At 64.3% G+C, this 13,217-nt stretch carries 10 protein-coding genes and 2 pseudogenes; 6 read left to right on the top strand and 6 right to left on the bottom strand.

Going from position 1 to position 13,217, the window contains the following annotated elements; all coding sequences use genetic code 11:
• Positions 1-33: 33 nt before the first annotated feature.
• Together QP181_RS10410 and QP181_RS10405 are read left to right on the top strand one after the other, a co-directional pair.
• The gene (locus tag QP181_RS10410; protein WP_333928471.1) at positions 34-1,569 is read left to right on the top strand and encodes an aminoacyl--tRNA ligase-related protein; all 1,536 of its coding nucleotides are present in this window, start codon (positions 34-36) and stop codon (positions 1,567-1,569) included.
• 185 nt (positions 1,570-1,754) lie between these two features.
• On the top strand, positions 1,755-2,114 hold the full coding sequence (locus QP181_RS10405; RefSeq protein ID WP_132735642.1) for a VOC family protein: 360 nt from the start codon (positions 1,755-1,757) through the stop codon (positions 2,112-2,114).
• 542 nt (positions 2,115-2,656) lie between these two features.
• Here the strand turns inward: QP181_RS10405 and QP181_RS10400 are convergent.
• Positions 2,657-3,725, bottom strand: a pseudogene (locus tag QP181_RS10400) (PA0069 family radical SAM protein).
• A gap of 174 nt (positions 3,726-3,899) precedes the next feature.
• Here QP181_RS10400 and QP181_RS10395 point away from each other — a divergent pair.
• Entirely contained in the window at positions 3,900-4,097 is a 198-nt protein-coding gene (locus QP181_RS10395; protein WP_132735639.1) for a hypothetical protein, read from the top strand.
• 9 nt (positions 4,098-4,106) lie between these two features.
• Here the strand turns inward: QP181_RS10395 and QP181_RS10390 are convergent, their stop codons facing one another.
• On the bottom strand, positions 4,107-5,150 hold the full coding sequence (locus tag QP181_RS10390; RefSeq protein WP_443027537.1) for a glycosylasparaginase: 1,044 nt from the start codon (positions 5,148-5,150) through the stop codon (positions 4,107-4,109).
• Between the two features lie 219 nt (positions 5,151-5,369).
• Here QP181_RS10390 and QP181_RS10385 point away from each other — a divergent pair, with 219 nt between their 5' ends.
• Positions 5,370-8,462 carry a TonB-dependent receptor domain-containing protein gene (locus QP181_RS10385; protein WP_333928469.1) on the top strand — a complete coding sequence of 1,031 codons (3,093 nt, stop codon included), beginning with the start codon at positions 5,370-5,372 and terminating at the stop codon, positions 8,460-8,462.
• A 59-nt stretch (positions 8,463-8,521) separates the two neighbouring features.
• Here the strand turns inward: QP181_RS10385 and QP181_RS20015 are convergent, their stop codons facing one another.
• The gene (locus QP181_RS20015; protein WP_443027588.1) at positions 8,522-8,875 is read right to left on the bottom strand and encodes a carboxylesterase family protein; all 354 of its coding nucleotides are present in this window, start codon (positions 8,873-8,875) and stop codon (positions 8,522-8,524) included.
• A gap of 75 nt (positions 8,876-8,950) precedes the next feature.
• Positions 8,951-9,912: pseudogene (locus QP181_RS10380) on the bottom strand (carboxylesterase/lipase family protein); the annotation flags it as partial.
• A gap of 438 nt (positions 9,913-10,350) precedes the next feature.
• Between QP181_RS10380 and QP181_RS10375 the strand changes: the two are divergent.
• Entirely contained in the window at positions 10,351-11,280 is a 930-nt protein-coding gene (locus QP181_RS10375; protein ID WP_333928468.1) for a TonB family protein, read from the top strand.
• A 411-nt stretch (positions 11,281-11,691) separates the two neighbouring features.
• Entirely contained in the window at positions 11,692-11,934 is a 243-nt protein-coding gene (locus tag QP181_RS10370) for a hypothetical protein (RefSeq protein WP_333928467.1), read from the top strand.
• Positions 11,935-11,970: 36 nt separating this feature from the next.
• Here the strand turns inward: QP181_RS10370 and QP181_RS10365 are convergent, their stop codons facing one another.
• On the bottom strand, positions 11,971-12,438 hold the full coding sequence (locus QP181_RS10365) for a hypothetical protein (RefSeq protein ID WP_333928466.1): 468 nt from the start codon (positions 12,436-12,438) through the stop codon (positions 11,971-11,973).
• A gap of 320 nt (positions 12,439-12,758) precedes the next feature.
• On the bottom strand, positions 12,759-13,184 hold the full coding sequence (locus QP181_RS10360) for an organic hydroperoxide resistance protein (RefSeq protein WP_132895322.1): 426 nt from the start codon (positions 13,182-13,184) through the stop codon (positions 12,759-12,761).
• Between the last annotated feature and the right edge of the window lie 33 nt (positions 13,185-13,217).

Below are 13,217 nucleotides of genomic sequence, written 5' to 3'. Positions count from 1 at the left end.
GACGAACCCCCGCACACCCGCTATCCGCACCCCATGATAAAGCGCGCACTCCCCGTCACCCGCGAGGCGGATTTCTCCGCCTGGTACCAGGCCGTCATCTCCGAGGCCGATCTCGCCGAGGAATCCGGCGTCCGCGGCTGCATGGTCATCCGGCCCTGGGGCTACGGCATCTGGGAGCGTATCCAGCGCCTGCTCGACGACCGGATCAAGGCGACCGGTCACGAGAACTGCTATTTCCCGCTCTTCATCCCGCTCTCCTACTTCGAGAAGGAGGCAGAGCACGTCGACGGGTTCGCCAAGGAAATGGCCGTCGTCACGCACCACCGGCTCAAGGCCGACGGCTATGGCCGGCTGATCCCCGATCCCGAGGCCAAGCTCGAAGAACCCCTCGTCGTCCGCCCGACCTCCGAAATGGTGATCGGCGCCGCCTTCGCGCGCTGGGTCCAGTCGTGGCGCGACCTGCCCGTGCTGATCAACCAATGGGCCAACGTCGTCCGCTGGGAAATGCGCACCCGCATGTTCCTGCGCACCAGCGAATTCCTCTGGCAGGAGGGCCACACCGCGCACGCCACTCCGCAAGAAGCGCGCGACGAGACGCTCAAGATGCTCGAAGTCTATCGCGACTTCGCGGAGGAATGCCTCGGCGTCCACGTCATCGCCGGCGAAAAGCCCGAGAACGAGCGCTTCCCCGGCGCCGTCGCGACCTATTCGATCGAGGCGATGATGCAGGACGGCAAGGCGCTGCAAGCCGGCACCTCGCACTTCCTCGGCACGAACTTCGCGTCGGCGCAGAACATCCGCTTCCAGAATGCGGGCGGCGAGTTCGAGCTGTGCAACACGACGAGTTGGGGCGTGTCGACCCGCATGATCGGCGCGGTCATCATGGTCCACGGCGACGACGACGGCCTCCGCGTGCCGCCGATGATCGCACCGTGGCAGGTCGTGATCGTGCCGATGCTGCGCGACGTCCCCGAGGACGCGGCGATCGTCGAGTATTGCAAGTCGCTCCAGGCCGAGATCGCCAAGCAGTCCGCGCTCGGCGAACCGGTCCGCGCGCTGCTCGACCTCAAGCCCGCCAAGGCCGCGACCAAGCGCTGGGGCTGGGTCAAGAAGGGCGCACCGATCGTGATCGAGGTCGGCGGCCGTGATGTCGCCGGCGGCAACGTCACCGTGATCCGCCGCGACCGCCTGTACCGCGAGGACGGCAAGCTCGACAGCAACGCCGTCGCGCGGACCGAGTTCGTAAGCGAAGTCTCGGGCATGCTGCACGACGTTCAAGCGACGCTCCATGTCGAGTCGATGAACCGCGTGAAGGGCAACATCGTCCCCGCCGACGACTTCGCCGCGGTCGAAGCGCATTTCGCCGACGGTGTGAAGAACCCTGGCTGGGTCGATGTTCGCTGGTCGAAGCCGACCGGGCCTGCGCTCGACAAGGTGGTCGAGCGGTTGAAGGCGCTCAAGCTCACCATCCGCAACGCGCCGATGGGGCAGACCGGCTGCGACGACGGCGCGTGCATCTTCACCGGCGAACCCGCGGTGGAGCGCATCCTGATCGGCCGCGCTTACTAAGCGCGCCGATCGGCTGCGGTCGGCGTCACGTCGAGGGCTTGCTCGAAGTCGGGGGCGGGGTGCCAAACGGCCCGGATACCCAGTGCGGCGGACCAACCGAAACGGACCGGTCTGTCGGCTGCGTCGCGGTTCCCTGTCTGGTATCGTCGCATCGTCTTTGGACGGTGCGACCTTAGGGGGCAGGCATGGGCGTGACGGGGATCGGCGGCTTCTTCTTCCGGGCGAAGGACCCGGAGGCGATACGGGCTTGGTATGTCGAGCATCTCGGCGTGGGTTCGATACCCTATGGATCATGGGAGACGCAGGCCGGACCCAGCGTGTTTGCGCCGTTCGCGGTCGACGCCGACTATTTCCCCGCGGATCGCCCCTGGATGCTCAACCTGCGCGTCGACGATCTCGACGGCATGTTGGCGACCCTCCGTGCGGCCGGGATCGTGGTGATCACCGATCCCGAATGGGACATGCCCGGCTTCGGCCGCTTCGCCCGTATCCATGATCCGGAAGGCAACCCGATCGAACTCTGGCAACCCGACGATCCTTCATAAGGATAACGCGTCCAGCTTCGGTCGGATGAGCGGCAGTGCCACCAGCCGATCGGTCGAGAATTCAGCGACCCCACTTGCGCGGAGTTCGACCCCCTCGCCAGTGCACTCACTTTGCCGCCATTGATCTGCTGTCTGGTCTACCGGATGATTGACGCACGCGCTGCGTTATTGCTTCGGCCGGGACAGATCGACATTCGACCATTCACCTTAGCGAGCGTGCTAAAGCGATGATCGCTCTCCGACCGATGCCCCATGTTTCCCTGCGAAGGCGGGGATTCAGACTGGGCTCCCGCCTTCGCGGGAGAACAAGGAGGAGGAGCGTAGCGACCGCGTTGGGCATCGCGTGCAGGTCCGATCGCGACAGTACCGACAAATTCCGAGTGCCGCCGTTCCGCAAAACAAGATTTTCTCGACTCCGCGGCGCCTGGATGCCGACCCAAGCCGGCCCGAGCGTAGCCTAAGGGCCCGCCATGACGAGAACAGATCAGACAGCACACGCTGAAACCTAGCTATCCGCGCCCTCGCGCACCGATCTCCGGGTGTCAAAACAATTCCCCCTGCGGCCCCCGCGGCGTCCGGAATAAGTCGTTGCGGAGCGCGATCCGCTCCTGATTCAGCCCGTGCTTCGCGCACGCGATCCGGAACCGCGTTCCCAGCAGGTCCGCCCACGGCCCTTGCCCCTTCATCCGCGTGAAGAAATTTGGGTCGTTGTCCTTGCCGCCACGCAGCGACGCGATCGTCGCCATCACCTTCCCCGCGCGATCCGGGAAATGTTCGTCGAGCCACGCGCGGAACAGCGGTGCGACTTCATGCGGCAATCGCACGGGAATGAAGAACGCCCGGCTTGCTCCTGCTTCCGCCGCCCGCGCGACGAGGTGTTCGATCTCATGGTCGGTGATTGCCGGGATGACCGGCGCGATCGACACGTAGACCGGCACGCCCGCATCGGCGAGCTTGCGCACCGCCGCCAGCCGTCGCTCGGGATGCGGCGCGCGGTTCGACGGTCGACGCGATTTTCGGATCGAGCGAGGTGATCGACATTGCCACCGCCGCCAACCCCTTCGCCGCCATCGGCGCGAGCAGGTCGAGATCGCGCACCACGCGGTCGGACTTGGTCGTGATCGTGAGGGGATGGTCGGTTTCTGCCAGCACCTCGATGATTCCCCGTGTGATCCGCCAGTCGGTCTCGATCGGCTGGTACGGATCGGTGTTCGTCCCCAATGCCATCGGCGCGACCGCATAGCCCGGCTTCGACAGTTCGGCGCGCAACAGCGTCGCCGCCGAAGGCTTGGCGAACAGCTTGCTCTCGAAATCCAGCCCCGGCGACAAATCGTGGAACGCATGGCTCGGCCGCGCGAAACAATAGATACAGCCATGCTCACACCCGCGATACGGATTGATCGAGCGGTCGAACGGTACGTCGGGCGAGGCATTGCGGCTGATGATCGTCCGCGGCGTCTCCACTGTCACCGTCGTGCGCAGTTTCGGCGCGATCCCGTCGATCCCTTCGCGCATGTCGAGCCAGTCGCCGTCCGCCTCGGTCTGCGGCATGTTGAACCGGCGGCTCTCGTCATTGCGCGTCGCACCGCGAACCGGACGGACCTGTTTCATCGCGCGATGATACGCCTGAATACGGAACATATAAAGAACATAATATTCCGTTCTAAAAAATGCTCGAACGGTTGAGTTAATTTGCATCTACCTGAATTTGATCGCTTTTCACCAAGTGCGGCGGCAGGCGAATCAATACTCGCGGCCGGTCGCGATCCGGCGTAGGGCAAAGCGATGACGGGACAGATGACCACGGTGGAACGCGCATTCGAACTGGCACGCTCGGGCGAGTGCGAGTCGGTCAATGCGCTACGGCAACGCTTGCGCCGCGAGGGGTATGACGCGGTGCATCTCCATCTTCATGGCTCGTCGATCAACAAGCAGCTCGTCGATCTCATCCATGCGGCGAGGGGCGGGTCCGCGCTGGCGTAGCGACGGGCGTCACGCCTTGAACAGCGAGCGGGCCTTCAGCACCGATGTTGCGCCGCTGGCGTCGGTCACCGCGTAGGTGAAGCCCGGCAGCAGACAGTAAGCCCCGACATTCCCTTTCGTATCGAGTGCCAGGAAGCCGACCTGGATGCCGCGGATCGCCGCGCCGCGCAGCGTTGCGATATGCCGAACGACCTCTTCGCACGCTTGCTGCGGCGTTGCGCCCGCGCGCATCGAGGCCACGACCCGCGCCGATCCCGCCACGCGCGTGACTTCTTCGCCGAGACCGGTCGAGGTCGCGCCGCCGACGCCCGCCTCGACGTACAGTCCTGAGCCGACCTGCGGAGAATCGCCGACCCGGCCGCGCATCTTGAACGCCATGCCCGACGTGGTGCACGCGCCGGCCATCCGTCCGTCGGCGCTGCGCGCAAGCAGACCGATCGTGTCATGGTCGAGCGCGCCGCCGGGCGTACGGGTACTGCGGTTCTCGCTATTGGCCTCAGGTTGGTATTTCGAGGTCTTCAGCCAGTCGCGCCACGCCTTTTCGGACTCGGGCGTGAGCAGAGACTGTTGCGGAAAGCCCTGGTCGCGCGCGAACCGCGTCGCGCCTTCGCCGACCAATAGCGTGTGCGGGGTCCGCTCCATCACCCGGCGCGCGACCGAGATCGCGTGCACCGTGTCCTCGAGCGCGGCGACCGCGCCGACGCCGCCGGCATCGTCCATGATGACCGCATCGAGCGTGACGTGGCCATCGCGGTCGGGATAGCCCGAATAGCCGACGCTGTGGTTGTTCGGGTCCGCCTCGGGCACCATCGCCCCCGCCTCGACCGCATCGAGCGACGATCCGCCGGCGTGCATCTTGGCGAATGCTGCGTCGTTGGCGGCGGCCCCGAAGTCCCAGGTCGAGAGGACGACCGCACCCGATCCGCCGCGAATGCGGGGCGAACCGCCTTGGTCGCGCGTGCCAGGTCGCGACGCGGCGCGCGCGAACGGTGCGGCGAGATTGATCGCGCCAAGGCCGCCCAGTCCCGCCAGCAATGACCGTCTCGTATTCATCGTTCGTCCCCCGGGCACCAATCGCGGGATGCTATCGCAGACCATATCGGCTGACCAGTCGCCATGCTGCTTTGCAACATTATTTCTTCGATGTCCTAGATCGGTATTGTTTAGGCATTGACGAAAACTCTCTTTTGACCAAACCTGTCATCGGGGCCGGTGAACGCGTCGTGACGCAGCCGGAGTTAAAAGGGGAACATGATGATATTGGATCAGTCCGTGTCGCGGATCGCTCTCGCAGCGTCGATCTTTCTCGCGGCGATGCCGGCAGCGGCGCAGGTCAGTCCCGCCGATGCGGTAAGCCCGGCGCAGGCTGCGGCAACGACGCCGGCGGACGCGAAGATCCAGGCCGACGCCGATACCGCGCTCGCCACGCAAGAGACCGCCCGTACCGCCACGGTGGCGGACGACACCGTCGTGGTCACCGGTTCGCGGATCCGCCGTCCCAACATGACGTCGGCGGCGCCGATCACCACGGTCACCGCGCAGGATATCCGCGCGCAGGCCGCGATCACCGTCGAGGACGTGCTCAATCGACTGCCGCAGGTGTCGCCCGACAGCCAGCAGACCTATCAGGATTCGGACGGCCGCCAGCGGATCAAGCTGCGCAGCCTCGGCTTTGAACGCACGCTCGTGCTGGTCGACGGCAAGCGGCTCGGTACGCAGAACGGCCAGGACGTCGGCATCATCCCGCCCTCGCTGCTCGAACGCGTCGACGTGCTGACCGGCGGCGCATCGTCGGTCTATGGCTCGGATGCGGTCGCGGGCGTCGTCAACTTCATCCTCAAGAAGGATTTCGAGGGCATCCAGCTCGACGGCAATTACAGCTTCTACAATCACGACAACAAGGACACGATCGTCTCGCCGCTGGCCCGCGCGAACGCATTCGGCAGCCCGCGCGGGCTCGCCAACGACGGCGGCCGTTCGGACGTCACGCTGACCGCGGGCTCGAAGCTGTTCGACGGTGCGCTGCGATTCTCGGGCTTCGTCAATTACCGCCAGGCCAACGACGTGCCCTATGACGCGCGATCGACATCCGCCTGCCAGCTCGTCCAGACCGGCAAGGACGGCCCGCTGTCGTGCTCGCTGTCGACCTATTCGCCGAGCGGCTATGTCTCGCCGCGCAGTGGCGCGAACAGCGGCGTCGGCTATGTCAACGATCCCGCCGGCACGCAGACGTTCGTGCCCTACGGCGCCGGCGCGGGTAACGCCGCCAATCCGTATGACGGCTACTCCTATCAGCGCCAGTTCGAGCGGTATACCGCCGGCGGCTTCGTCAGCGCACGGATCGCGCCCGAAATCGAGCTGTACGGCTCGGGGATCTGGTTCCGCGACAAGTCGATCAATCCCTACCCGACGCGCATCTACAGCTACACCGCCTATGGCGATGCGCCGTACCAGGTGAACTGCAACAACCCGTATCTGTCGGCGTCGCAGGCCAGTACGATCTGCGGCGCGCAGGCGGGCACGTCCGCGACGGCGCCGCTCGATGTGCGTTATCGCTTCAACGACCTGCCGTTTGCACCCGACACGTATCTGAACACCGCGGTCCGCGCGACCGCGGGCGTACGCGGCACCGTCGGCAAGGCGTGGACCTATGATGTCGGCGGCGTCTTCTCGCGCAACCAGCAGGATATCACGTTCGGCAATTTCGCCGATTACGACCGGGTCAATCGCTCGCTCAACGTCGTCAACGTCAACGGTACGCCGACCTGCGCCTCGAAGGTATCGGGCGTCGATCCCGCCTGCGTTCCGTTCGACGCGTTCAGCGCCGGAACGCTCGGCGCACCACTTGCCGAGTATCTGTTCACCGGCCGCAGCGGCACGTCGAAGGGTGTCGCCAAGCTATGGGACGTCGTCTCGTCGGTCACCGGCGATCTCGGCAAATACGGCGTCACCTCGCCCTTCGCGAACGACGGCGTAGCGATCGCGCTCGGCGCCGAATACCGCAAGGACAGCTATGCGTCGTCCGCCGATGCGATCTACCGCGAGCAGAATGGCGGCACCGACTTCAATCTCAGCCAGGACGTCTGGGAATCGAACATCGAGGTCCAGGCGCCGCTGGTCCAGGAGCGTCGCTTCGCGCATCTGTTGCAGGCGACCGGCGGTTTCCGCGTCTCGAAATACAGCAGCAACCCGAGCGTCTTCAACACCTGGAAGCTGGAGGGCGTCTATGCGCCGATCAGCGACCTGACCTTCCGCGCCTCGTTCAACAAGGCGCAGCGCGCACCGACGGTGTTCGAGATCCGCCAGGCGACGAACATCGATTACAGCCGCCAGGGTGGATCGCAGAACGACTTCTGCGCGCCGGTCGCGCGGCAGGTGGCGGATCCGAACAATCCGGGCCGGACGATCACCAGCACCACGCCGCTCGCCTCGCGCGAGGTGTGCGCAGCGACCGGACTGTCGGACGCACTGTACGGCAGCGCCACGCTGTTGTGCCCGAACGACCAGTGCACGGTGCGCTCGGGTGGCTTCACCGCGGATCCCGAGACCGCCTACACGCAGACCTATGGCTTGGTCGTGAAGCCGAGCTTCCTCAAGGGGCTGGTCTTCTCGGTCGATCGCTATCGGATCAAGATCAACAACTCGCTCGGCTATAACGACGACAGCTATTACACCGATGGCTGCCTGCGCTCGGGCGGCGACCAGTTCTTCTGCTCGGGGATCGTCCGCCAGCCCGGCACCGGCATCCTCTACGCCGCCGCCGCGAGCAACCCGACCAGCGGCTTCATCCGCGCAGGCACGACCAACTACTATTTCTCGATCGCCCGCGGCTGGGACTTTCAGAGCCAGTACACGGTCGGCCTTGGCGGTGCGGGCAAGCTCGATCTGAACTTCAACGGATCGCTGACGACGTTCGCGGGCGGCCAGGATTCACCGCTTCAGCCCAAGCGCAACTGCGCAGGCTATTTCGGCAATGGTTGCAGCCAGCTGCTGCCGAAATGGTCGCACGGTCTGCGGACGACCTACACGACGGGCGACGGGATCTTCAGCACGTCGTTCAACTGGCGCTATGTCGGTTCGCTGACGCATGCCGACAATTCGGGTGACGAGGCGATCGGCGGCACTGCGGCCCGCGCGCGGACGACCTTCTACCATATCGCGCCGGTCAGCTATTTCGATCTGGCGATGACGTTCGCGATCTCGAGGGACTTTTCGCTTCGGTTCGTCGCCAACAACCTGCTCGACAAGACGCCGCCGATCCTGGCGAATTCGTACGACATCAGCCTCGCGCGCAGCAACACCATCCCCGCGCGTTACGACTCACTCGGCCGCAACCTGGCGGTAGGCGCCACCGTCCGGTTCTGACCGCTCGGATGAACGACTGACCTCCGAAACCCTCCCCCCACCGGGGGAGGGTTTTCGGTTCAGTCCCCTTCGATCAATGCCGCGCCGCCCTGCGCATCCAGATCGAGCATCGCTGGCGCGTCCGCCTTCGTCGCCGGCCATTTCGGCAGCCCTGTACCGTTCGGGTTACCGGTCTTCACGAAGTTCACGAGATACGCGCTCGCGGTGTGCGCCGCCGCCCGGTCGGTCGCGCTGGTCTGCGCACCATATTTTATCGCTGCGGTATCGAAGAAGAACGGGATGTCCGTCGCATGCGATGCGCCCGCGGTTTTAGCGGTCCGAACCGACGTCGCCACATACGAGAACCGGTAATGATAGATCGGCACGCCCTTCGCCGCGAGTACCGCCGCGGTGTCGCGCGCGCCGGCGATCATATAGCCTTGCGGCCCACCGATATCGTCACTTGTCGCGCCGATCATCACCGGCACCCGGGCGAACCGTCCCGCGGCATAGGCGACGACGGGATCGACCGCGAGCCTGCCATCGACCACCGGCCCGCTATACGTCCGCGGCCCCGATCCCGGCGTGAACATCGCCGCCAGGCTCAAGCCATCGGTCACCTGGTCCGCCGACAGTCGACGCAGCTTGGCCAAGGCCTGCGGATCATCGGCCGCAATCCCCTTCGACTGCGCGAACGCGATGCCGATCGTCTCCGCCGTGGCGATCGTCCCGGCAGGCCCGGTGCTGGGGCCGCCCGATTGCACCACCGCCTTCTGGAATGTCCCGCGCGCCATCGGCGACGTCAGCAAAGTGTGGACCGACATGCCGCCTGCGCTTTCGCCAATGATCGTCACGTTGGCGGGGTCGCCGCCGAACGCCGCGATGTTGCGCTTGACCCATTTCAGCGCGGCGAGCTGATCCATATAGCCATAATTGCCAAGCAGCCCGTGATCGGGATCCTGCTTCGTCAACTGCGGATGCGCGAACGTGCCGAACCGTCCGAGGCGGTAATTGAAGCTGACGACCATGATGCCGGACTTGGCCAATTCGCTGCCGGAATAGGTCGGTGGCGACGATCCGCCGTTCACGAAGCCGCCACCGTAGATCCACACCATCACCGGCAATTTCGCCTTCGCACCGGCGGGCTTCCACACATTGGCATAGAGGCAATCCTCGGCCGGCGGCGTGCCGAGCGGCGCGGCATCGCTCGGGAAGGGTTGCTGCATGCAGTCATTGGCATAGCGGCTCGCGTCGCGTTCGCCGCGCCAGGCGGCCGCGGGCTGGGGGCTCGCCAGCGGAGCGGACCGACCGGCGGCGCAGCGAACGGAATACCCTTGAACGCCACGACTCCACCGGACTCGCGACCCTGCAATCGACCGGTATCGATCCGCACACGCGTCTCGCCAGCTTCGGCTTGCGCCAATGTCGAACTGGCCAGCAAGGCCGCCGCAAGGGTGAAGGTCAAACGCATGGCACTATCCTCTTCTCTGATCGAAGCGATAACGGCCGAAGCGCGCGACAGAAATCAGTGATGGGGCCCGCGGCGGGAAATCGAACCCGGACCCATCTCCTGCATCGCTGTAACGCAACGTCTGACAATTCCGCCACATTGGCCTGGCAGTGGTAGCGCACAGTTAATCGCATAGACAACGGCTGGCTGAACGTAGCGTATAGTATCGACGCAGCCATGATGACTGGGGGAAGGCGATCCGAACGCTTTCGAAACCTCACCATGGGAAAGCCGCCACCAGATGCCCGCGTGAACACGCCTCCGACAGCGTCCGCTGGCGTCTAATCTTCTGGTCGCAGGCTTCGTGCCACCGACACCGATGTGCTTGGACGGTGCCGCCGGACGATCGCAACCGATTTGCCCCCGACAGAGTAGACTTGGCGGTCGGTTTAGATAATCATGGCGTCTGCCAGACACTTGAAGGGTAAAGCCTTGGTATCGTGCTACTCACCGACCCCGGTTTTGGAACAGATCGGTGAACGGTGGTGGCGACGCATCGGGGCTGGAACGCTGACCGCCATCATCATTCTGCTGGCGCTGTGGTTCACCCTTTTTTGGATCGAAGAGCGACACGAGGATATCGAGCGGAATACTCCCGTCCTTGTCACGCTGCTACCTCTGCCCGAACGTCCGGTCGCGTCGCCCCCCGTTCCTCCTGAGCCCCAGCGTGTTCGCGAGGTCGACGCGGCGGATGGACGGCAGCGTCAGGAGCCTACGCCGGACGTCAGGCCGCAAACGGCACCACGTGCGCCTTTAATTCCGGATGTGCCGGACAGTACATTACTGCCTCCTACCATCACGCTCGCCACGTCCGAACCGATTGCTCCGGCACGGCTCGCGCGTGCCGATGGCGTTGGCGGAGGGCCATCGCACGTCGCCAACCGCGGTGATGGTGCCGGCATCTGGCCTGGCACCGGATCTGGTAACGGCGTCGCCGGCGGTGAACTCGACGGCCCAGGCCCGCTCGACGTTCTTCGAAAGGCCGATTGGGTATGGAAACCTGGCGACAGTGCGTTGCAGCCGTTTGCACCCCGGCAGGCCGTCGAGAAACGCATTTCCGGAAAGGCGGTCCTCGCCTGCCGGGTTCTGCTCTCGACCCGCGTGCATGATTGCCGCGTCATCGCCGAGAGCGCCGGGGGATTTGGCTTTGGCAAGGCGGCGCTGACCGCCTCACGGATCTTCCGGGTTCATCCCCCGCGGCGCAACGGCAAGCCGCTGAACGACGCGTGGGTCGGCATTCCCGTTGTTTGGATCACGGACTCCGTGGTCAAGATGGGCAAGCTGGAAATCGTGACACCAGCCGTCCCAGACACCGCGCCGACCCACTGAGTACATAACAGCGACCCGCGATCGGGGGCACGGATAGAATTCTCAAGTTCCGCCAAGGCGATGAGCCTGGCCGCGTCTGCGAACACAGCCCGTTAGCAAACTCTCAATCAGTCGCTGCGAAACCATCCCGCCGGATCACCCGCGGGTCTGGCTGTACTCTCTGCGCTCTGATTTGCCAGCAATCCTGCAGGCGTTGCAGGACGGACGTTTTTGGAACGGGAAGGTGCGCCAGTGACGCTAAATGCAATCTGCAAGGCCATCTTGGGAAGGCTTCCGCCCGTATATTTATTGGCGGGCTGGGCTGTCAGTGGATGGTATGTTTTCCACTATACCAGTGCAGTAGCCGCAATCGGGATGGTTTCGGGCATCGCGATATTCGTCCATTACAGTGTGGTGATCAGGTCGAATATCGTGGACGAACGCAAGTCTATTGACCTGGATCGGACGGCCAAGATCGCCCTTGTTCTCGCCAGCTTGGGATTTTGTGCGGTATTTCTGTATCTGATGATCGCCAGCTGGACAGCCTATAAGGCGTACGCGGCTGCACCGCTATTTGGCGTCGGAATAGTCTACGTTCCCGCCTTCTCGCTCGGCGTTGCTTCGGCCGCGTATGTAAAACTGATCGCGGTGCACGTATCCAAGCTCAAAGGATAACGTGAGCCAGGTCGGTCGGGGATGCTGGCTAAGAGGTCAGGCGGGTCGAAAGCCCGGGGATCGCGCGACGTGGACGACCGGGAAACGAGATAGATGGGCCGGTCGTCGGACCGGCCCACTATACTTACGCCTTCTTGCGCGCGCTTGGGGCTTGCGGCGGCCTCGGTGTCTTCCTCCTCGTCCGGCGAGATCCTCACCGGCTTCGGTCAATGCCTCGCCAAGCGCCTTGAGTTTCTCCTGCGACTTGTCGGACTTGTCGGCGATCTTGGTCGTCGCCGTGCCCAGGCGGTGCAACAGCGCATGGACGCGGTCCGCGTCGGGCGTGTCCTTTTCCAGTTGCTTGCGCAGCGAGGCGAGGTCGCGCAGGATGCCCTTGGCACCCGCAGTATCGACGTCGGCCAGCGCGGCTTCCCAATCCTCAACCATGTCGGCACCCTTGGTGGGCTTGGTAGCATCAAGTCCGCGGTTGATCGCGTTCATCGTTCCGGCGAATTTAACGGCCATGTCATTCTCTCCGCAAAGCCTGTGGTGGCGATCGTCAACGCGGTGTCGCGGAGGAAATGTCCGGGCGGAGCGGGTTACCGTATTGCTCTCGATCAATTGGGTGACGAAAACCGTACGGACCGTATCCTGGGTTATCTTTTGCCGACGCGGCCAAGGCCGAAGTCGACGGGCGGGCAATAGCTGAGGGACGGATGAGCCGACCGCCAAAACTCGGCAACCGCGCTAACTCTTCTTAGAGGGCAATAGTTTGCAACAGCCCCACACCCGGCGCAGCGGCACGCAAGGACCCCCACCGCCACGCCGGTATTTACGCGAATTCCTCAGGCGAGCGTCAACCCAACATCCACATTCCCCCGCGTTGCGTTGGAATACGGGCAAATCTGATGTGCTGCATCGACCAGTTTCTGCGCATCGTCACGCTCTAGACCCGGCAATGATACCGTCAGGTCGGTCGTGATACCGAAACCACCCGCGGACCGGGGGCCAATGCCGACCCTGGCAGTGACCGCGACGTTTTCGGGCAATTTCATCTTCAACTGCTGACCGGCGACCTTCAGCGCGCCGATGAAGCAGGCGGAGTAACCGGCCGCGAACAGCTGTTCCGGGTTGCTGCCGTCGCCGCCAGCGCCGCCCAGTTCCCTTGGCGTCGAGAGCGCGACGTCGAAGCGACCGTCCTGCGAACGAGCATGTCCGTCACGACCACCGGTTGCTGTGGCTTCAGTGGTGTATTTCACGTCGATCGACATTTTGAGTCTCCAATTGCTTATCGCGATAAATAT

It is taken from the genome of Sphingomonas sp. LR55 (genome assembly GCF_036856015.1).
In the GTDB taxonomy this organism is placed as follows: Bacteria; Pseudomonadota; Alphaproteobacteria; order Sphingomonadales; family Sphingomonadaceae; genus Sphingomonas.
This window is presented reverse-complemented; position numbering and strand designations above follow the sequence as displayed.